This window comes from Candidatus Mycobacterium wuenschmannii (assembly GCF_030252325.1).
GTDB classification, from domain to species: domain Bacteria; phylum Actinomycetota; class Actinomycetes; order Mycobacteriales; family Mycobacteriaceae; genus Mycobacterium; species Mycobacterium wuenschmannii.
On the sequence record NZ_CP126981.1, the window covers coordinates 1,009,820 to 1,031,405 of the forward strand.

15 protein-coding genes are annotated in these 21,586 nt (G+C 68.3%); 12 read left to right on the forward strand and 3 right to left on the reverse strand.

Annotation, left to right across the window (positions count from 1 at the left end; all coding sequences use genetic code 11):
- The first annotated feature begins 122 nt into the window (after nt 1–122).
- Both PT015_RS04945 and PT015_RS04950 read left to right on the forward strand, forming a co-directional pair.
- Nucleotides 123–1,055: an adenylate/guanylate cyclase domain-containing protein gene (locus tag PT015_RS04945; protein ID WP_390887934.1), complete on the forward strand. Its 933-nt coding sequence runs from the start codon at nt 123–125 to the stop codon at nt 1,053–1,055.
- Nucleotides 1,056–1,064: 9 nt separating this feature from the next.
- Nucleotides 1,065–1,862: a rhomboid-like protein gene (locus PT015_RS04950; RefSeq protein WP_285189233.1), complete on the forward strand. Its 798-nt coding sequence runs from the start codon at nt 1,065–1,067 to the stop codon at nt 1,860–1,862.
- A 4-nt stretch (nt 1,863–1,866) separates the two neighbouring features.
- On the opposite strand, the gene PT015_RS04955 is transcribed toward PT015_RS04950, so the two are convergent.
- Nucleotides 1,867–3,198, reverse strand: a complete 1,332-nt coding sequence (locus tag PT015_RS04955) for a M1 family metallopeptidase (RefSeq protein WP_285189235.1) — start codon at nt 3,196–3,198, stop codon at nt 1,867–1,869.
- Nucleotides 3,195–7,091 carry a Pls/PosA family non-ribosomal peptide synthetase gene (locus PT015_RS04960; protein WP_285189237.1) on the reverse strand — a complete coding sequence of 1,299 codons (3,897 nt, stop codon included), beginning with the start codon at nt 7,089–7,091 and terminating at the stop codon, nt 3,195–3,197. Before PT015_RS04960 ends, PT015_RS04955 begins: the two co-directional genes overlap by 4 nt.
- Nucleotides 7,092–7,276: 185 nt before the next feature.
- On the opposite strand from PT015_RS04960, the gene pheS reads away from it, so the two are divergent.
- The 10 genes from pheS to argH are packed head-to-tail and all read left to right on the forward strand — an operon-like array spanning nt 7,277 to nt 19,238.
- Complete coding sequence (gene pheS, locus PT015_RS04965; RefSeq protein WP_285189239.1) at nt 7,277–8,329, forward strand: phenylalanine--tRNA ligase subunit alpha; 1,053 nt, start codon at nt 7,277–7,279, stop codon at nt 8,327–8,329.
- Nucleotides 8,329–10,815 (forward strand): phenylalanine--tRNA ligase subunit beta, encoded by a 2,487-nt coding sequence (gene pheT / locus PT015_RS04970; RefSeq protein WP_285189240.1) that lies wholly within the window; start codon nt 8,329–8,331, stop codon nt 10,813–10,815. Before pheS ends, pheT begins: the two co-directional genes overlap by 1 nt.
- A 48-nt stretch (nt 10,816–10,863) precedes the next feature.
- On the forward strand, nt 10,864–11,910 hold the full coding sequence (argC, locus tag PT015_RS04975) for an N-acetyl-gamma-glutamyl-phosphate reductase (RefSeq protein ID WP_285189242.1): 1,047 nt from the start codon (nt 10,864–10,866) through the stop codon (nt 11,908–11,910).
- On the forward strand, nt 11,907–13,121 hold the full coding sequence (gene argJ, locus PT015_RS04980; protein ID WP_285189245.1) for a bifunctional glutamate N-acetyltransferase/amino-acid acetyltransferase ArgJ: 1,215 nt from the start codon (nt 11,907–11,909) through the stop codon (nt 13,119–13,121). The genes argC and argJ overlap by 4 nt, the downstream gene beginning before the upstream one ends.
- Complete coding sequence (argB, locus tag PT015_RS04985) at nt 13,118–13,993, forward strand: acetylglutamate kinase (RefSeq protein WP_285189247.1); 876 nt, start codon at nt 13,118–13,120, stop codon at nt 13,991–13,993. The genes argJ and argB overlap by 4 nt, the downstream gene beginning before the upstream one ends.
- Complete coding sequence (locus tag PT015_RS04990) at nt 13,990–15,180, forward strand: acetylornithine transaminase (RefSeq protein ID WP_285189250.1); 1,191 nt, start codon at nt 13,990–13,992, stop codon at nt 15,178–15,180. The genes argB and PT015_RS04990 overlap by 4 nt, the downstream gene beginning before the upstream one ends.
- Complete coding sequence (gene argF / locus PT015_RS04995) at nt 15,177–16,103, forward strand: ornithine carbamoyltransferase (protein ID WP_285189252.1); 927 nt, start codon at nt 15,177–15,179, stop codon at nt 16,101–16,103. Before PT015_RS04990 ends, argF begins: the two co-directional genes overlap by 4 nt.
- On the forward strand, nt 16,100–16,594 hold the full coding sequence (locus tag PT015_RS05000; RefSeq protein ID WP_285189254.1) for an arginine repressor: 495 nt from the start codon (nt 16,100–16,102) through the stop codon (nt 16,592–16,594). The genes argF and PT015_RS05000 overlap by 4 nt, the downstream gene beginning before the upstream one ends.
- A 26-nt stretch (nt 16,595–16,620) precedes the next feature.
- On the forward strand, nt 16,621–17,829 hold the full coding sequence (locus tag PT015_RS05005; RefSeq protein ID WP_285189257.1) for an argininosuccinate synthase: 1,209 nt from the start codon (nt 16,621–16,623) through the stop codon (nt 17,827–17,829).
- On the forward strand, nt 17,826–19,238 hold the full coding sequence (argH, locus tag PT015_RS05010; RefSeq protein WP_285189259.1) for an argininosuccinate lyase: 1,413 nt from the start codon (nt 17,826–17,828) through the stop codon (nt 19,236–19,238). Before PT015_RS05005 ends, argH begins: the two co-directional genes overlap by 4 nt.
- Nucleotides 19,239–19,242: 4 nt before the next feature.
- Here argH and PT015_RS05015 read toward each other — a convergent pair whose 3' ends face one another.
- The gene (locus PT015_RS05015) at nt 19,243–21,534 is read right to left on the reverse strand and encodes a putative bifunctional diguanylate cyclase/phosphodiesterase (protein WP_285189261.1); all 2,292 of its coding nucleotides are present in this window, start codon (nt 21,532–21,534) and stop codon (nt 19,243–19,245) included.
- Nucleotides 21,535–21,586: the final 52 nt, after the last annotated feature.

The following is a 21,586-nucleotide window of genomic DNA, read 5'->3' on the forward strand; positions in this document are numbered from 1 at the left end:
GTGTTATCGAGTGTCATCCGCGCCGTCGCAGTGCCGTGATCAGGTGGTTCATCGCCGACCGTGGTGGACACCACCAAGGCGGTCGTTGCCGGTCTCTCCGGAGTGCACCTACCCTGAGCGTTGTGGAACTCGGGCCCGAACCGGTGTCCGGCGAGCCCGAGCAAACGGTGACGACGCCGGATCCACCCGCAGAACGTCAGCGCTCGCCGCTGCATGGGGCGGCGCACTGGTTGCGCAGCACCAACCAAAGCCCCAGCCTGATCGCAGCCGTCCGGCGGGCCCGGCGCGGCCTGCCCGGCGATCCCGATTTCGGCGACCCGCTCTCCACCGCCGGCCACGGCGGGCCGCGCGCCGCGGCAAGGGCCGCGGGTCGCCTGCTCGGTGAGCGCGGCGGCGCATCCCGCGAAGTCAGCCTGGGCGCATTGCAGGTCTGGCAGGCGGTCACCGAGGCGGTCAAACGCCGCCCGGTCAACGAAGAGGTGACGATCGTCTTCACCGACCTGGTGGGCTTCTCCAACTGGTCCCTGCACGCCGGGGACGACGCGACGTTGAAGTTGTTGCGCCGCGTCGCGCGCGCCATCGAACCGCCGCTGCTCGATGCGGGCGGCCACATCGTCAAACGCATGGGTGACGGCACGATGGCGGTCTTCGCGGACCCGCGCGTCGCGGTGGCCGCCGTTCTCGAGGCCAAGCGCGCGCTCAGGACCGTCGACATCGACGGCTACACGCCGCGGATGCGAGTCGGCATCCACACCGGGCGGCCGCAGCGACTGGCGGCCGACTGGCTCGGTGTCGACGTGAACGTCGCGGCCCGGGTGATGGAACGGGCCACCCGCGGCGGGGTGATGATCTCGGGCACGACCCTGAACCAACTCGCGGCCGACGACTTGGTCACACTCGGGGTCTCCGCCAAGCGGGTGCACTGGCCCGTATTTACCAGCAAACCCGCAGGTCTACCTGCTGATCTCGCCATCTATCGACTCAAGTCGTCCCGAGAAACTGTTAGCGACTTATCAGCAATAGACAATCCGGATGAGGACGGGTCGCAGGCATAGTAGATGGCGATGATATTGCGGATATTGTCGCGGCTTCTACGTGTGCGGATGACGCTCGCCTATGCGGCAGTGCTGATCGGGGTCAGCCTGGCGCTCGCCGAGCTGCGCCCACGCGCGCGTGCGCACGTCATCGCGCAGGCCAGCACGAATCTGCACAACCTGGCGCACGGCCATCTGGCAACGCTGCTGGACAGCGCGTTCATCACCGACGCCGGGCCGTTGTATTTCTGGCTGCCGTGCTTTGTCTGCCTGCTGGCGCTGGCCGAGTTGATTTGGCGCAGCGGCCGGTTGGCTCTCGTGTTCGTCACCGGTCACATCGGTGCGACGCTGCTGGTCGCGATCGGCCTCACCGCGGCGATCGAATTCCACTGGCTGCCGCTGTCGGTGTCGCGGGCCAGCGACGTCGGGGTCAGTTACGGCGCGGTCGCCGTGCTGGGCGCGCTGACGTCGGCCATCCCGCGCCGCCTGCGGCCGGCCTGGATCGGCTTCTGGGTTCCGGTGGGTCTCGCCGCGGCCCTGCTGGGCGAGGACTTCACCGACGTCGGCCATGCCGTCGCCCTGATGCTGGGCATGCTTGTCGCCACCCGGCTGGACGGGCCGGCGCGCTGGACTAAGGTCCGGTGCGCGCTGCTGGCCGTATCGGCGGTGTTCGGTTTCTTCCTGCTGGCGCACGGCGCGTGGTCGACGGTCGGTGCGGCAATCGTCGGCGTTCTGGGGGCGGTGGTGGCAGAGGTGCTGACCCGGTCGCGTGCGACACGGCGACGGCCGGCTGCCGAGCTTGCGCCGGAGCCGGCGACCACCTGCTGAGGGCTCAGGGCACCGGTCGCGCGTAGAGCCAGCTTTCCCACAGCGGCTGTAGCGACTCGTCGCTGTAGCCCGCAGCCAGCTCGATGAAATCCTCCGTGACCGCGCAGCTGTGCCGGTGGCGGTTCGTCCACTCCTTCAGCAGTGCAAAGAATTTTTCGTCACCCAGTCGGCCCCGCAGGGCGTGCAGGGTCAGCGCGCCGCGTTTGTAGACACGGTCGTCGAACATGTCGCGCGCTCCCGGATCCGTTAGCAGCAGGTTCTGTGGGGCGGCGCGCAGCTTCTGGTGGTACTGGCGCGCGAGCACGTCAGCGCTGGGCCCGCCGCTGTGCTCCGACCACAACCACTCCGCGTAGCAGGCGAAGCCTTCGTGCAGCCAGATGTCGCGCCACTGCCGCGCGGTGACGGAGTTGCCGAACCACTGGTGCGCCAGCTCGTGGGCGATCAGCCGCTCGCTGCCCCGGGTGCCGTCGCAGTGGTTGGCGCCGAAGATCGAAATGCCCTGCGCCTCAAGGGGTATCTCGAGGTCATCGTCGGTCACGACGACGGTGTAGCCGTTATCCAGTGGGTACGGGCCGAACAGGTCGACGAACAGTTCCATCATCTCGGGCTGGCGGCCGAAGTCTTCGTAGAAGTCTCGGCGCAGCCGCTCCGGCAGCGCCGCCCGCATCTGCACCGGGGTGGCGCCCAGCCGGATCAGCTCGTACAGCCCGATCTGCAAAGTGATGAGGTAGGTCGACGTCGGCTCGGGTTGCTCGTAGGTCCATTCGGTCTGCGCCGCCCGTGGCCGCCGCGACGCCAGCCGCCCGTTGGCCACCACACGGTATGGATTGTCGGCGCTGATCTGGATTCGGTACGAGGCTTTCGCGCTGGGATGGTCGTCGCACGGGAACCACGACGCCGCGCCGTTGGGTTGGCCGGCGACCAGGACACCGTTGGTCAACTCCTCGAAACCGACGTCGCCCCAGAGCGAACGGATCGGCCGCGGCGAACCGTGGTAGTGCACGACGACCGACATCGCCGCGCCGGATGCCAGCTTCGTCGCCAACCGAACACGCAATTTCCGCTCACGGCGCCCGAAGTGGGCCGCCCGCTTCCCGTTCACCGATACCTTCGACACGGTCAGCGCGTCGGACAGGTCGAGGGTGAACTCCTCCAACTCGGTCAGCGTCGTCGAGGTGATCGTTGCCGACCCTGACAGCCGGTTGCTCGAGACCTTGTACTCGAGCGCCAGCGCATAGTGCGACACCCGGTATCCGAGGTTGCCGTTCTTGGGTAGGTATGGGTCGATCACGGTCGAAGCCGGGCCGGGCGCCGTCTTCTTGGCGGCACGTCTCACGCGGCCGCCTTCTTGCCGGACTTCTCCCGCGGCGCGATCCACGGCCTAATCGGATTACCTTGCCAGCGAGTCGATTTCGGCACAGAGTCGCCGCGGACCACCAGCGACGCGGGGCCTACGGTGACGCCCGCGCCGAGTCGGGCCGATGGCAGGGCCACGCCATGCGGGCCGAGTGTGGCGCCGTGCTCGAGCACAACTTCGTCCATCCGCATGATTCTGTCGTGGAACAGGTGGGTCTGCACGACGCAGCCGCGATTGACGGTGCTGCCCCGGCCGAGCGTGACGAGGTCGGCTTCGGGCAGCCAGTAGGTCTCACACCAGGCGCCGCGACCGACGGTCGCACCGAGCGCACGCAGCCACATGTTCATGACCGGGGTCCCGCTGACCGCGCGGGCGAACCACGGCGCGGCGACCGTCTCCACAAACGTATCCGCGAGTTCGTTACGCCACACGAACGACGACCATAGCGGAAACTCACCGGCCCTAATCCGGCCAATCAGAAGCCATTTCGCGACGACCGCGACGACCGCGGCGACCACGCCGGCGATCAGCAGCACCAGACCGCCGCCCAGTGCGGCCGCCCAGAAGCCGAAGATCCGCGCCAGCGCCTGTAGCGCGCCCAGCACCGCCAGTCCGATCGCGGCGGTCACCATTACCGGAATCAGCCGGAAGGCCTCGACGGTGGCGCGCATCGCCTTTAATCGACACGGCGGCTCGTAGGTCCGCGTCGCATCGGCTTCGGCCGGTCGCCGCCGCAACCGCATCGGCGGACTGCCCAACCAGGACGAGCCGCGTTTGGCCTTCGGCGGCGCCGCGGAGAGCACCGCGACCAATCCGTCGTCAGGCACCCGGCGACCCGGCTGGGTGATGCCCGAATTACCCAGGAACGCGCGCCGGCCGACCGTGGTCTTCGCCGCGTAAATCCAGCCGCCGCCAAGCTCGTAGGAGGCGACCATGGTGTCGTCGGCCAGGAACGCGCCATCCTCGATGACAGTGAACTTCGGCGTCAGCAGCACCGTGGAGATCTCGGTGTCGCGGCCGACCTTGGCGCCGAGCACGCGCAGCCAGGTGGGCGTGGCGAGGCTGGCATACAGCGGGAACAGGTAGTTGCGGGCACCGTCCATCAGCCGCTCGGTAGCCCACAGCTGCCAGCCACTGCGGCTGCGCACCGGGTGATAGCCCTCCCGCAACCCGATCGAGAGCGCACGCACCGCGATGACCGTCAGCGCCGCGTATACCGCCAGTCCCGCGATCGTCGCAACCGGAGTCCAGCACAGGGCTGGCAGCACGGCTTGTGAAAGCCGTTGCGTGCGATGCACACTCACGCCGATCACGGCCAGCCCGGCGGCCAGTGCGGACAGCGGCATCGCGGCGAGCAGCATTGACGTCAGCGCGTAGACGACCACCCAGTGGGTGCGGCGGGCCGGGCGCTCGTCGGGCCACGGATGTTTCACCCGGCCGGATTTCACCGCGGGGGAGCCCTTCCAGTACTGCCGGCTCTTGACCTTGCCGACCACCCCCGAGCCGGGCGCGACGTCCGCGTTCTTGCCGACGACCGCCCCGGGCAGCAGGGTGGTTCGGGCGCCGATGGTGGCGTCGTTGCCGATGGCGATCGCCCCGATATGGAATGTGTCGCCGTCGATCCAATGCCCGCACAGGTCGACTTCGGGTTCCACCGCGCTGCGGTGCCCGAGCGTGAGCAGCCCGGTGACCGGTGGCATCGAGTGCAGATCGACACCCTTGCCGATGTCGGCGCCGAGCGCGCGAGCGTAGTAGACCAGCCACGGCGCCCCGGCCAAGTTCGTCGCGCCGCTGGCCTCCGCCAGCCGTTCCGCCAACCAGACCCGCAGATGCAGCCAGCCGCCGCGCGGATAGCTGCCGGGTTTCACGTTCGGCAGTAGCAGCCGCGCCGCCAGCACGGCGATGCCCATCCGGCCCAGCGGCGTGACGAACACGACGAACGCGACACCGACCAGCCACCACGGCACCGAGACCGTCCACGACACCACGCGCAACCAGCGGGCGACGTTGTTGCCGAGCGCGAGCCAGGTCACCCACTGCAGCGCCGTCAGCGTCGCCAGCGGCACCGACAGTGCGAGCTGCGCGAGCTGAGTCCGGAGCGGCGTCGGTCGGACCACCCGCTCGACGACGTCGGGTGGCTTCTCCAACTCGTCGAGAAAGCTGGCCAGCGAGCCGAGTCGCGGGTGGTCATACAGGTCGGCGACGGTGACCTGCGGATAACGCTCGCGTAGCGCGGCGACCAATTGCGCGGCGGCCAGCGACCCACCGCCGAGGGCGAAGAAATCGGCCTCCGGCCCGTCGACCGTGGCGGCGAGCAGATCCCGCCACAACCCGGCCAGCCAGCTCGCGGTGCCGGCAAGGTCGGAGGCCAGGTCGGCGTCGCCGCCGGGCGGCGGCCACGGCAATGCGTCGCGGTCGACCTTGCCCGAGGTGCGGGTGGGCAGCTCGTCGACCCGCACCAGCCGCGGCACCAGCGCCGCCGGCAGCTGCTCGGCCAAGCGGGCCCGCGCGGTGGCCATGTCGAAGTCCAGGTCGGCGCTGGCGATGTAGCCGACCAGCACCGGGGTGCCCGCTCCCGTCCGGCGCACGGCCGCGGCGCCGCCGCTGACGCCGGGCAGATGCACCAGCGCCGAGTCGACCTCGCCCAGCTCGATGCGCCGACCGCCGACCTTCACCTGATCGTCGGCGCGCCCGCAGAAAATCAGGCCGTCGCTTTCCAGCCGAACCAGGTCGCCGCTGCGGTAGGCCCGCGACCATCCCAACGTCGGCATCGGCGCGTACTTCTCGGCATCTTTTGCCTCGTCCAGGTAGCGGGCCAGGCCCACCCCGCCGATCACCAGCTCGCCCGTTTCGCCGTCGGCCACCGGCCGGCCGTCGCCGTCGACGACGGCCAGGTCCCACCCGGGCAGCGGCAGCCCGATGCGCACCGGTCCCTCGGCGCCCAACCGCGCGGCGCAGGCGACGACGGTGGCTTCGGTGGGCCCATAGGTGTTCCACACCTCTCGGCCGTCGACCGCCAGCCGCGCGGCAAGTTCCGGCGGGCAGGCCTCGCCGCCGAAGATCAACAGCCGCACCGCTTCCAGCGCTTCGGCGGGCCACAGCGCGGCCAGCGTCGGCACGGTCGACACCACGGTCACGTCACGGCTCACCAGCCACGGCCCGAGGTCCATGCCGCTGCGCACCAGCGACCGCGGTGCGGGCACCAGACAGGCGCCGTGCCGCCAGGCCAGCCACATCTCTTCGCACGACGCGTCGAATGCCACCGACAGCCCGGCCAACACCCGGTCACCCGGGCCAATCGGGTTGTCCCGCAAAAACATCTGCGCCTCGGCGTCGACGAATGCGGCGGCGCTGCGGTGGGTGACGGCAACACCCTTGGGCGTGCCGGTCGAGCCGGACGTGAAGATGATCCACGCGTCGTCACGCAGGGTCGGCGGCTCGGCCCGCCAGCCGCGCGACGATCCGGGACCGCGGGTCATGCCCGCTTCGGTGACGATCGCGACGACGTTGGCCTCGCCGAAGACCAGCTCGGCGCGCTCGTCCGGGTCGTCGGCGTCGACAGGCACATACGCCGCCCCGGCCGCCAGCGTCGCCAGGATCGCCTCGTACAGCGCGAAGCTTCCCGACGGCATCCGGATGCCGATTCGGTCGCCGCGGCCGATCCCGCGGGCGGCCAGCCAGGCGACGCTCGCTTCGATATCGCTGACCAGTTCGCTGTAGGTGAGCTGGACGGTGCCGTCGTCGATGGCGGCCGCTTCGGGGAAGCAGGCGGCGGTGTCGTAGAGGACGTCGATGAGCGTTCGCGGGCTCGCGGCGCGCGGCGACAACAGGTACTGCGCCGGCACGAGTTCGGCAGCTTCAGGCGTCGCCACCCCACGAAAATACTCAAGGCTGAGCGGTTCACCTGCCAGCGTCGGCGCGGCGTGTGGCGAAAGTCGCTGGCGGCTTCCGGTCGTCGATGACGTGACCACATATGATCGGCTCTTGCGCGGCACATGGATGCCGCACACGCATGGTCCGCTTCACCAAGAGTTCACCTAAAGGAGAGTGTCGCCGCGTGGGTGCCCAGCCCCCGTCCACGGATGCCCTGTCGCCGGAGGCGTTGACCGCCGCGGTCGACGCCGCCCGGCAAGCCTTCGCAGCCGCGAGCGATCTCGACGAGTTGGCGCGGGCCAAGACCGAGCATCTGGGCGATCGCTCACCGGTCGCGCTGGCGCGCCAGGCGCTGGGCAGCGTCCCGAAGGCCGAGCGCGCCGACGGGGGCCGACTGGTGAACACCGCACGCGGCGAGGTGCAGCAGAGCTACGACGATCGGTTGGCGGAATTGCGGGCCGAGCGGGATGCGGCCGTGCTGATCGCCGAGCGCATCGACGTGACGCTGCCCTCCACCCGGCAGCCGACCGGCGCGCGACATCCGATCACGATCCTGGCCGAGCACATCGCCGACACCTTCATCGCGATGGGCTGGGAGTTGGCCGAGGGGCCAGAAGTCGAGACCGAGCAGTTCAACTTCGACGCCCTCAACTTTCCGGCGGATCACCCGGCGCGCAGTGAGCAGGACACCTTCTACATCGCACCGGAGGGCTCTCGCCAGTTGCTGCGCACGCACACCTCGCCGGTGCAGGTGCGCGCCCTGCTCGAACGCACGCTCCCGGTGTACGTGATCTCGATCGGCCGCACGTTCCGCACCGATGAACTCGACTCCACCCACACACCGGTCTTCCATCAGGTGGAGGGACTCGCCGTGGATCGCGGATTGTCGATGGCGCATCTGCGCGGCACGCTCGACGCATTCGCCCGGTCCGAATTCGGACCGCAGGCCCGAACCCGGATCCGCCCGCACTTCTTTCCATTCACCGAGCCGTCGGCCGAGGTCGACGTGTGGTTCGAGAACAAAAAGGGCGGCGCCGGCTGGGTCGAATGGGGTGGCTGCGGCATGGTGAACCCAAATGTGTTGCGCGCCGTCGGGATTGACCCCGCCGAGTATTCGGGCTTCGCATTTGGTATGGGACTCGAGCGCACGCTGCAGTTCCGCAACGGCATCCCCGACATGCGCGACATGGTCGAGGGCGACGTCCGGTTCTCGCTGCCGTTCGGGGTGGGTGCCTGATGCGCATTCCCTATAGCTGGCTGCGGGAGAGCGTGAACGCCGGCGCACCCGGATGGGACGTGCCTCCTGAGGATCTCGAGCAGGCGTTGATCCGCATCGGCCACGAGGTCGAGGACGTCATCACCCTCGGGCCCGTCGAGGGTCCGCTGACGGTGGGACGGGTCGCCGAGATCGAGGAGCTCACCGAGTTCAAGAAGCCGATTCGCGCCTGCAAGGTCGACGTCGGTGAACAGCGGCCGCGTGACATCGTTTGCGGCGCAACCAACTTCGCCGTAGGCGACCTGGTCGTGGTGGCGTTACCCGGCACCACGCTACCCGGCGGCTTTCACATCGCCTCCCGCAAGACCTATGGCCACACCTCCGACGGCATGATCTGCTCGTCCGCCGAACTCGGTTTGGCCGCAGACCATTCCGGCATCCTCGTGCTGCCGCCGGGGACCGCCGAACCGGGCGCGAACGGTGTCGAGGTGCTCGGTCTCGATGACGTGGTCTTCGACCTCGCGATCACTCCGGACCGCGGCTACTGCATGTCGGTCCGCGGCCTGGCCCGCGAGATCGCGTGCGCCTACGACCTCGACTTCGCCGACCCCGCAGCGGTGCCGCCGTTGCCCAACGAGGGCGAAGCCTGGGCGCTGACCATTCACCCCGAGACTGGGGTGCGCCGCTTCGCGCTGCGCCCCGTCAACGGCATCGACCCGACGGCGGTGTCGCCGTGGTGGTTACAGCGCCGACTGCTCCTCAGCGGCATCCGGGCGATCTCGCCGGCCGTCGACGCGACGAACTACGTGATGCTGGAACTCGGCCACCCGATGCACGCGCACGACCTCAACCGGATCACCGGCGGCTTCGACGTACGCTTCGCCGGACCCGGCGAAAAGGTAGAGACCCTCGATGACGTCGAGCGCACGCTCAACGAGACAGATGTGCTGATCGTCGACGAGGTGGCCACGGCCGCCATTGCCGGTGTGATGGGGTCGGGCAGCACCGAGATGCGCGACGACTCCACCGATGTGCTGTTGGAGGCGGCGGTCTGGGAGCCGGCCGCGGTGTCGCGGACCGCGCGTCGTCTGCACCTGCCCAGCGAGGCCGCCCGCCGCTACGAGCGCGAGGTCGATCCGGCGATTTCGGTTGCAGCACTGGACCGTTGCGCCGCGCTGCTCGCCGAGATCACCGGCGGCCAGGTAGCGCCGACGCTGACCGACTGGCGCGGCGAACCGCCGGTCGGCGACTGGTCACCAGCCCCCGTTGAACTCGCCGCCGACCTGCCGGACCGGATGGCCGGCGTGGAATACCGCCCGGGCACCACCGCTCGTCGACTGACCCAGATCGGCGCCACGGTGACCGAGGCCGGCGACCGCCTGACCGTGACGCCGCCGAGTTGGCGTCCAGACCTGTTGCAGCCGGCCGACTTTGTCGAGGAGGTGCTACGGCTCGAGGGGTTGGACGTCATTCCGTCGGTGCTCCCGCCCGCGCCGGCCGGGCGCGGGCTGTCCGCGGTACAGCGCCGCCGCCGTGCCATCGGCAAATCGCTGGCGCTGTCCGGCTACGTCGAGGTTCTTCCGACGCCGTTCTTGCCGGCCGGGGTGTTCGACGCTTGGGGCCTGCCCGCCGACGATGCACGGCGGCAGACGACCCAGGTGCTCAACCCGCTGGAGGCCGATCGTCCGCACCTGGCTAGCACGCTGCTGCCCGGGCTGCTGGAGGCGTTGTCGCGCAACGTCTCTCGGGGCATCGTCGATGTGGCGCTGTTCGCGGTCGCGCAGGTGGTCCAGCCGACCGCGCAGACCAAGGGTGTCGCGGTGATACCTGTCGACCGTCGGCCCACGGACGACGAGATCGCCGCCTTGGATGCGTCGTTGCCGAGGCAACCCCAGCACGTCGCGGCGGTGCTGACCGGGTTGCGCGAGCCCCGCGGTCCGTGGGGCGCAGGACGGCGGGCCGACGCCGCCGATGCGTTCGAGGCCGTTCGAATCATCGCTCGGGCCAGTGGAATCGACGTGACGATACAGGCGGCTCAGTACCTGCCGTGGCACCCCGGCCGTTGCGCGGAGGTGCTCGTCGGCGAGACCGTAGTCGGGCACGCCGGCCAATTGCACCCAGCGGTGATCGAGCGGTCCGGCCTGCCGAAGGGCACCTGCGCGATCGAGTTGAATCTGGACGCGATCCCGCTCGTCGACGCGGTTCCGGCTCCTCGGGTGTCACCGTTTCCCGCGGTGTTCCAGGACGTCAGCCTCGTCGTGGGCGCGGACGTGTCCGCGCAGGCGGTCGCCGATGCGGTGCGCGACGGCGCGGGGGACCTGCTGGAAGAGGTCCGGCTGTTCGATGTGTACACCGGACCGCAGGTCGGCGAGGACCACAAGTCGTTGACCTTCGCATTGCGGTTCCGGGCCACCGACCGCACTCTCACCGAAGACGAGGCCAGCGCCGCCCGCGACGGGGCGGTAGCCCGCGCCACCGAGGTCGTCGGTGCAGTTCTGCGCAGCTGAATCACGCAGCAAGAATGAGTTTGCATCACCGTGCATAGTCATGCAACGATGAGTGGCATGACCATACGGGTGGCGGTGGCCGGTGCCAGCGGCTACGCGGGGGGAGAGATCCTGCGACTGCTGCTCGGTCACCCCGCTTACCAGGACGGACGGCTGACAATCGGCGCCCTCACCGCGGCCGGCAGCGCCGGAACCGCACTGGCCGATCATCACCCACACCTGCTACCGCTGGCGCAGCGCGTGCTGGAGCCCACCGAGATCGACATCCTCGCGGGCCACGATGTCGTTTTCCTGGGACTGCCGCACGGCCACTCGGCGGCGCTGGCCGAGCAACTCGGCCCACAGACCTTGGTGGTGGACTGCGGCGCCGATTTTCGGTTGACCGACCCGGGCGCATGGGAGCGGTTCTACGGCTCGGCGCACGCTGGCAGCTGGCCCTATGGCTTGCCTGAACTTCCTGGCAACCGCGACGTGCTGCGCGACGCCCGGCGCGTCGCCGTTCCGGGGTGCTATCCGACCGCCGCGGTGTTGGCGTTGTTCCCCGCGGTCGCTGCCGATCTCATCGACACCGCCGTCACTGTCGTCGCGGTCAGTGGAACCTCCGGCGCCGGACGCGCCGCAAAGGTCGACCTGCTCGGCTCCGAGACCATCGGATCGGCCCGTGCTTACAACATCGGCGGTGCGCATCGGCACACCCCTGAAATCATCCAGGGACTCCGTCAGGTCACCGATCGCGACGTCACCGTCTCGTTCACGCCTGTCCTGATCCCGACCACACGCGGCATCCTGGCCACCTGTACGGCCCGCACCACGGCGCCGCTGTCGCAACTGCGAGCCGCTTACGAAAAGGCTTACCACGACGAGCCTTTCGTGCATCTACTACCCGAAGGGCAGCTGCCCCGGACGGGCTCTGTGGTGGGCAGTAACGCCGCACAGATCGCGATCGCAGTGGACGAGGACGCATCGACGTTCGTTGCGATCGCGGCGATCGACAACCTGGTCAAGGGCACCGGCGGCGCCGCCGTGCAGTCGATGAACCTGGCCCTGGGTTGGCCTGAGGCCGAAGGCCTTTCGGTGGTCGGAGTGGCACCGTGACCGGTCTGGCCGACAACGCGCCGTTGGTGCGCACCCAGGGTGTCACCGCGCCCGCGGGCTTCCGGGCCACCGGCATCGCGGCAGGCATCAAGGCGTCGGGCAACCTCGACCTGGCGCTGGTGTTCAACGAAGGACCCGATCACGCGGCCGCCGGGGTGTTCACCCGCAACCAGGTCAAAGCCGCACCGGTGCTGTGGTCGCGGCAGGTGCTGGCCGACGGGCAATTGCGGGCCGTCGTGCTGAATTCCGGTGGCGCCAACGCGTGTACCGGTCCGGGCGGCTTCCAGGACACCCACGCCACCGCGGAGGCGGTGGCCGCCGCGCTGTCGGAGTGGGGCACCGAGACCGGGGCGATCGAGGTCGCGGTGTGCTCGACCGGGCTGATCGGCGACCGGTTGCCGATGGACAAGGTGCTGGCCGGCGTCGCCACCGTGGTGCACGAGATGGCGGGCGGCATCACCGGTGGCGACGACGCCGCCCGGGCCATCATGACCACCGACACCGTGCCGAAACAGGTTGCGCTGCATCACCCGAAGAACTGGACCGTCGGCGGGATGGCCAAGGGCGCCGGAATGTTGGCGCCGTCGCTGGCCACCATGCTGTGCGTGCTGACGACCGACGCCGCGGTCGACGCCGCTGCGCTCGAGCAGGCGCTGCGTAAGGCCACTGCGAAGACGTTCGACCGCCTCGACATCGACGGCAGCTGCTCCACCAACGACACCGTGCTGCTGTTGGCCTCGGGCGCCAGCGAAATCACGCCCAGCCAAACCGAACTCGACGATGCGGTGTTGCGGGTCTGCGACGACCTGTGCGCGCAACTGCAGGCCGACGCCGAAGGCGTCACCAAGCGCGTCACGATCAGTGTCACCGGCGCGCTCACCGAAGACGACGCGCTCACCGCGGCCCGGGTGGTCGCCCGCGACAGCTTGGTGAAGACCGCGTTGTTCGGCTCCGACCCCAACTGGGGCCGCGTGCTCGCCGCGGTCGGGATGGCGCCCGTGCAACTCGACCCCGACCGGGTCACGGTGTCGTTCAACGGCTCCGCTGTCTTCGCCGATGGCGTCGGTGCACCGGGAGCCCGCGAGGTGGACCTGTCGTCCACCGACATCGACGTCACCGTCGACCTCGGCGTCGGCGCCGCGCACGCGTCGGTCCGGACCACCGACCTGTCGCACGCGTACGTCGAAGAGAACTCGGCGTATTCGTCATGATCACCACCGACGTCAAGGCTCAGGTGCTGGCCGAGGCCCTGCCCTGGCTGACTCAGTTGCACGGCAAGATCGTCGTGGTCAAATACGGCGGCAATGCGATGACCAGCGACACGTTGCGGCGAGAGTTCGCCGCCGACATGGCTTTTCTGCGTAACTGCGGTATTCATCCGGTCGTCGTGCACGGCGGTGGGCCGCAGATCAGCGCGATGCTCAAGCGCCTTGGTATCGCCGGCGACTTCAAGGGCGGATTCCGCGTCACTACACCCGAGGTGCTCGACGTGGCGCGGATGGTGTTGTTCGGTCAGGTCGGTCGCGAACTGGTGAACCTGATCAACGCGCACGGCCCGTACGCGGTCGGTGTGACCGGGGAGGACGCGAACCTGTTCACCGCGGTGCGGCGCAGCGTCAGCGTCGACGGCGTCGAGACCGATATCGGCCTGGTCGGCAATATCGAGCAGGTGAACCCCGCAGTGGTGCTGGATCTGATTGCCGCCAACCGGATTCCGGTGGTGTCGACGCTGGCGCCCGACATCGACGGCGTGGTCCACAACATCAATGCCGACACCGCGGCCGGCGCGCTGGCCGAGGCGCTGGGCGCCGACAAACTTCTGATGCTGACCGACGTGGAGGGTCTGTACACGCGGTGGCCCGACAAAGACTCGCTGGCCACCGAAATCGACACCGAGACATTGACACAACTCCTCCCGACGCTGGAGTCGGGCATGATCCCCAAGGTCGAGGCCTGCCTGCACGCGGTCAAGGGCGGAGTGCCCAGCGCGCACGTCATCGACGGCCGCGTCGAACACTGCGTGCTGGTCGAACTGCTCACCGATGAAGGCTCCGGAACGAAGGTGGTGAGTGGCGCCAAATGACCCACACCTCTGACATTCAGCGGCGGTGGTCCGCGGTGATGATGAACAATTACGGCGTTCCGCCGGTCGCGTTGGCCAGCGGTAGCGGGGTAATGGTCACCGACGCCGACGGCAAGTCGTACCTGGACCTGCTCGGTGGTATCGCGGTCAACATTCTGGGCCACGGCCATCCCGCGATTCTCGAAGCCGTCACACAGCAGATGTCCACGCTCGGCCACACGTCCAACCTGTACGCCGCCGAGCCCGGCCTCGCGCTCGCCGAGGCGCTGGCCGGACAGCTCGGCGCCGACGCCGAAACACGCGTGCTGTTCTGCAATTCCGGTACCGAGGCCAACGAGGCGGCGTTCAAACTGTCGCGGCTGACCGGCCGCACGAAACTCGTTGCCGCGCAGGATGGTTTCCACGGCCGCACGATGGGCGCCCTGGCGCTCACCGGCCAACCCAGCAAGCAGGCCCCGTTCGCGCCGCTGCCGGGCGACGTCACCCACGTGCCCTACGGCGATGTCGACGCGCTGGCCACCGCGGTCGGTGACGACACCGCTGCGGTGTTCCTCGAACCGATCATGGGGGAGAGCGGCATCGTCGTCCCGCCGGACGGTTACCTGGCGGCGGCCCGCGACATCACCGCCCGTCACGGCACCCTGCTGGTGTTCGACGAGGTGCAGACCGGAATGGGCCGCACCGGAACGTTTTTCGCGCACCAGCATGACGGCATCACGCCCGACGTCGTGACGATGGCCAAGGGGCTCGGCGGCGGTCTGCCGATCGGCGCGTGCCTGGCCGTGGGCGCCGCGGCGCAACTGCTGACCCCCGGCCTGCACGGCAGCACCTTCGGCGGCAACCCGATCTGCGCGTCGGCGGCGTTGGCCGTACTGCGGGTGCTCGCCGACGACGATCTGGTGCGCCGCGCCGGTGCGCTCGGAAAGACGTTGCGCCAGAACATCGAATCCCTGCGGCATCCGTCGATCGACCATGTGCGCGGCCGCGGCCTGCTGATGGGGATCGTCCTCTCCACACCGACCGCGAAGGACGTCGAGGCCTCCGCGCGCGACGCCGGATTCCTGGTCAACGCCGCCGCACCCGACGTCGTCCGGCTGGCACCGGCGCTGATCGTCACCGAAGCGCAACTCGACACGTTCGTCACCGCCTTGCCCGACATCCTCGACTCCGCCAAGGAGACAACGTGACTCGCCACTTCCTGCGCGACGATGACCTGACACCCGACGAGCAGGCCGAGGTCCTGCGGCTTGCCGCCGAACTGAAGAAGAACCCCTTCAGTCACCGCCCGCTGGAGGGCCCGCGCGGTGTCGCGGTGATCTTCGACAAGAACTCCACCCGCACCCGGTTCTCCTTCGAGGTGGGCATCGCCCAACTCGGCGGGCACGCCGTCGTGGTCGACGGCCGCAGCACTCAGCTGGGCCGCGAGGAGACGTTGCAGGACACCGCAAAAGTGTTGTCCCGCTACGTTGATGCCATCGTGTGGCGCACCTACGGGCAGGCGCGGCTCAGCGCGATGGCCGAGACCGCGACGGTGCCGATCGTCAACGCGCTCTCGGATCAGTTCCACCCCTGCCAGGTACTGGCCGACCTGCAGACCGTCGCCGAGCGCAAGGGCTCGCTGCGCGGCCTTCGGATGACGTACTTCGGTGACGGCGCCAACAACATGGCGCACTCGCTGATGCTCGGCGGGGTGACCGCGGGCATGCACGTCACCATCGCGGCCCCGGCCGGTTTCGCGCCGGACCCGCTGTTCACCGCCGCCGCCGAGCACCGCGCCGCCGACACCGCGGGATCGGTCACCATCGCGGCCGACCCCATCGTCGGGGCCTCCGGCGCCGACGTACTGGTGACCGACACCTGGACGTCGATGGGGCAGGAGGACGACGGGCTGGATCGAGTACGGCCGTTCCGCCCATTCCAGTTGAACTCCGATCTGCTGGCCAAGGCTGATTCCGAAGCCGTTGTGCTGCACTGCCTTCCGGCGCACCGCGGCCACGAGATCACCGACGAGGTCATCGACGGTCCGCACAGCGCGGTCTGGGACGAGGCCGAGAACCGCCTGCATGCGCAGAAGGCGCTGCTCGTGTGGCTGCTGGAGCGATCGGCATGACCCGCTCTAAAGCATCACCGGAGATCACCCGCGTCGGCCGCCAGGCCCGCATCGTGGCGATCCTGTCGTCGGCCGAGGTCCGCAGCCAGAGCGAGCTGGCCGCGCTACTGGCAGCCGACGGTGTGGACGTCACCCAGGCCACGCTGTCGCGGGACCTCGAAGAACTCGGCGCGGTGAAGCTACGCGGCGCCGACGGCGGGGTGGGCGTATACGTGGTGCCGGAGGACGGCAGCCCACTGCGCGGGGTGTCCGGTGGCACCGCGCGACTGTCGAGGCTGTTGAGCGAGGTTCTGGTGTCCACCGATGCCACCGGCAACCTAGCCGTGCTGCGCACGCCGCCGGGCGCCGCCGACTATCTGGCCAGCGCCATCGACCGGGCAGCGCTGCCCTACGTGGTCGGCACCATCGCCGGGGATGACACCATCTTCGTGGCAGCCCGCGAGCCGATGACCGGCGCAGAACTCGCAAGCGTGATCCAAGACCTGACGTAATAGCACCAACAAAAGGAGATCAGTTCATGTCCGAGCGCGTCATCTTGGCGTATTCCGGCGGTTTGGACACCTCGGTGGCGATCAGTTGGATCGGCAAGGAGACCGGCAAAGAGGTTGTCGCTGTCGCGATCGACCTGGGGCAGGGCGGCGAAGACATGGAGGTCATTCGGCAGCGGGCCCTGGACTGCGGCGCCGTCGAGGCCGTCGTGGTCGACGCCCGCGACGAGTTCGCCGAGGGCTACTGCCTGCCGACCATCCTGTCCAACGCCCTCTATATGGATCGCTACCCGCTGGTGTCGGCGATCAGCCGGCCGCTCATCGCCAAGCATCTGGTCAAAGCGGCCCGCGAACACGGTGGCGGCATCGTCGCCCACGGCTGCACCGGCAAGGGCAACGACCAGGTCCGCTTCGAAGTCGGATTCGCCTCGCTGGCACCGGATCTGGAGGTCCTCGCGCCGGTCCGCGACTACGCGTGGACCCGGGAAAAGGCCATCGCCTTCGCTGAGCAGAACGACATCCCGATCAACGTCACCAAACGCTCTCCATTCTCCATCGACCAGAACGTGTGGGGCCGCGCGGTGGAAACCGGCTTCCTGGAGCATCTCTGGAATGCGCCGACCAAGGACGTCTACGACTACACCGAAGACCCCACGGTCAACTGGAACACCCCGGACGAGGTCATCGTCGGCTTCGAGAAGGGCGTCCCGGTCACGATCGACGGCAACGCGGTGACCGTGCTCGAGGCGATCGAGCAACTCAACCGCCGGGCCGGCGCGCAGGGTGTCGGGCGCCTCGACGTCGTCGAAGACCGGCTGGTGGGCATCAAGAGCCGCGAAATCTACGAGGCCCCAGGTGCGATGGTGCTGATTACCGCGCACACCGAACTCGAGCACGTCACGCTGGAGCGTGAACTGGGCCGTTTCAAGCGCCAGACCGACCAGCGCTGGGCCGAGTTGGTGTACGACGGACTCTGGTACTCGCCACTCAAGTCGGCGCTGGAGACGTTCGTCGCCAAGACCCAGGAGCATGTCACCGGAGAGATCCGAATGGTGTTGCACGGCGGCCACATTGCGGTCAACGGCCGGCGCAGTTCCGAATCGCTGTACGACTTCAACCTGGCCACCTACGACGAGGGAGACACCTTCGACCAGTCGATGGCCAAGGGCTTCGTGCATGTGCACGGGCTGTCGTCCAAGATCGCAGCGCGCCGGGACCAGGCCGCCGACCAGACGTGAGCACTCACGAGGGATCGCTGTGGGGCGGACGGTTCGCCGACGGGCCGTCTGATGCGCTTGCGGCTCTGAGCAAGTCGACGCATTTCGACTGGGTGCTGGCGCCGTATGACGTCGTCGCCTCCAAGGCTCACGCCCAGGTGTTGTTCAACGCCGGACTGCTGACCGCCGAACAGCGCGATGGGCTACTGGCTGGCCTGGACAGCCTGGCTGAGGACGTCGCCGACGGCAGCTTCGGGCCGTTGACCACCGACGAGGACGTCCACGGTGCGTTGGAGCGCGGTCTGATCGACCGGGTTGGCCCGGACCTGGGTGGCCGGTTGCGGGCGGGACGCTCACGAAATGATCAGGTGGCCACGCTGTTTCGGATGTGGCTGCGCGACGCGCTTCGCCGGGTGGCCGCCGTGGCGCTCGATCTCGTCGGCGCGCTGGCAGCCCAGGCGGCCGCGTATCCCGACGCGATCATGCCGGGAAAGACCCACCTGCAGTCCGCCCAGCCGATCCTGCTGGCACACCACCTGTTGGCGCACGCCCACCCGCTGCTACGTGACGTCGACCGGATCGTCGACCTCGATGCCCGTACTGCGCTGTCGCCGTACGGTTCCGGTGCGCTGGCCGGTTCCTCGCTGGGCTTGGATCCTGACGCGATCGCCGAGCAACTCGGATTCGCCGGGGCCGCCGACAACTCCATCGACGCCACGGCGTCACGGGATTTCGCCGCCGAGGCGGCCTTCGTCTTCGCGATGATCAGCGTCGACATGTCCCGGCTCGCCGAGGACATCATTCTCTGGAGCTCAACCGAATTCGGCTACGTCACCCTGCACGATTCATGGTCGACCGGCAGTTCGATCATGCCGCAGAAGAAGAATCCCGATATCGCCGAGTTGGCCAGGGGCAAGTCTGGGCGGCTGATCGGCAACCTGGCCGGGCTGTTGGCGACCTTGAAGGCACAGCCGCTGGCTTACAACCGCGACCTCCAGGAGGACAAGGAGCCGGTATTCGATTCGGTCGCGCAGTTGGAGCTGTTGCTGCCGGCGATGGCCGGACTGGTCGGCAGCCTGACGTTCGACACCGAGCGCATGGCGGAACTGGCACCCGCCGGCTTCACGCTGGCCACCGATATTGCGGAATGGCTTGTTCGTCAAGGGGTTCCGTTCCGTGACGCGCACGAAGCCGCGGGCGCCGCGGTACAGATTGCCGAGAAGCTCGACGTCGGTCTCGAAGAGCTGACCGACGAACAGCTGGCCTCCATCAGTGCGAGCCTGACACCGCATGTCCGCGAGGTGCTGACTATCGAGGGATCGGTCTCCTCCCGCGATGCCCGGGGCGGCACCGCGCCGTCACAGGTTGCCGGCCAACTCGATTCGGTGCTGACGAAAGCGCAGGAGCTTCGCGACCGTCTGGGCCGCTAACGGTCTACCGCGCCCGGCGGGCGAGAACCGAAGGCACCTGCGGGATTTCGCCGGCCGGCAGGGGACCGCAGTAGTAATTGCCCTGCACGACGTCGCACCCGAATCGTCGCAGCCAACGCGCGGTTTCCTCGTTCTCGATTCCCTCGGCGACGCTGGCGATGTCGAACTCCTCGGCCAACTCGATGACCGACCGCGCGATCGTGGCCGCGCGCTGGTCGTACAGGATCGGTGCAATCAACTGGCGGTCGAGTTTCACTTCGTCGATCGGCAGCTCACGCAAATAGGTCAAGGTGGAGTAGCCGCTACCGAAGTCGTCGATCGACACGCGAATACCGGCCTCCCGCAGGCGATTCAACACGGCCCGGCCCTTGACGAAGTCGGCAACCATGAGTTCCTCGGTGATCTCGACGGTCAATAGGCTTGCTGACATGCCATGCTCGTCGAGCACGGTCAAGATGCGATCTGGCAGGGTGTCCTCGTCGAGCGAACGGGCCCACAGGTTGACGGCCACCGGGATCTCGGTACCGGCCGCGTGCCACGCGGCGCCGTCGGCGACGGCGCGTGACAGCACGAGATCGGTCACCGCATCCATCAGCCCGTGCTCCCGGACCAACGGTAGGAACTCGCGGGGCTCCAGCGTGCCCAAAGTCGGGTGTTCCCAACGCAAAAGCGCCTCCGCACCGCACACCGCGCCGTTGAGCATTCCGAATTGGGGTTGGTAGACCAGGGTGAGCAGACGATCGTCGATCGCACGTCGCAGATCCCACAGCAATTGCAGGCGCGCGACCCCGTCGCGGAACGTCTGGCGCCGGCCGAGGTGTGCATCCCGCTCCGGCATGAAGGTCTGCACGTCGGTGGCGCTGGTCTGTTCGGCACGCGACCGGGCGGCTTCCGCCTGATTCAGCAGATCGGCTGCGGTGAACGACGCGTCGTCGTCGGGTTGCGCGGTCGCCACACCGATGCTCAGGTGGATGTACACCCGGTTGTCGCCGATCTCGAGGGCGCTGTCGAAAGCTCGGGCGATTCTCGTGGCCACCTGCGCCGCCACTTCCGGCCGGTCTTCGACGAGAATGGCGAATTCGTCACCGCCCATGCGGGCGACGGTGTCCCCGGCGCGGACGCTGCCCTGGATTCGGGCGCCGACACCGCGCAGCAGCGCATCGCTGGCGGCGTATCCCAACGTGTCGTTGACCACTTTGAAGTCGTCGACCCTGATGCTCAAAATGCTGAGCGGCACCGCGAGACGCTGATGCAGTTGCGCGGCGTGGGCCAACCGCTCGTCGAGCAGGCGACGATTCGCCAGACCGGTCACCGCGTCACGCAGAGCGGCATCGGTCATCGCCTCGAGCAGGCGTTGCTTTCGGTTCAGGGCGAGCATGTGCCGCGTAAGGACTGTCGCGACGACGACCATGCCCGCTGCATAGACGAGCGCCTCACTGCGGTCGTCCGGCCAAAAGTGCGCACCACCGATGAACACAGCGACCAGAAGGGGGAGATAAGGCAGCAGAATCGACATCCGCGCCCACGCCCGGGTATCACCCGTTTCCAGATCCGGACCGGGCCGAGAAGCCAGGGCCGACAGAGCCAACAGATAGATTCCCACGACCCAACCGAGTTCGACGAGAGTGCGCGGAGTCTGCGGCCGACCAGTCATGAAAATGCGGTTAGCGCCCGCCACTGCGATCGCCGCGAAGCCGGCGGCGAGCAGCAGGGGAGAGAGTCGACGGTCCGGTTCGGCTTTGTGGGTGACGATCACCGCCATGACCACGAGCCCCAGGTAAAGCGCGGTGATCACACTCAGGAGCACGCTTGGGAAGTCGACTGCGCTGCCGCTGCCCAGTGCGACGCTGCCGAGCGCAACCGACAGCGAGGCCGCCACCAAAACCCCGTCGAGCGCCAGTTGGAGACCAAAGTTCGAATCGTCGCGACCCGGAACCAAAAGCGCTGCGCCGAGGGCGAATACCGGCAACACGACGTACCCGAGTTCGGAAACCGACTCCTCCGAGATCGGTATGGAACCGCCTGCGGCGACGTACCACCAGATCGCGGCGCTTACGCTCCATCCGCCGAAATCGACCGCGATTGCGGTCCACGCCAGTCTCTGACCGCGGCCTGCCGCCTTTGCTGCGGCTGCGGCGCATCCCGTCGCGAACCCACCCATCAGAAATGCGCCCACCGGCCCGACGAGATCGAGACCGGTCGGTCCGGAATCAACCTCGCCGTTCAGCAGTGTGATCGCGAAACCAAGCAGACCCGCTGTCGCCAAAACGACCAACGCGATTCTGCGTGGCGACATGGTGGACATCTCTCGACCTTCAGGGCTGATACCGAATTCGGGACAAGCGACG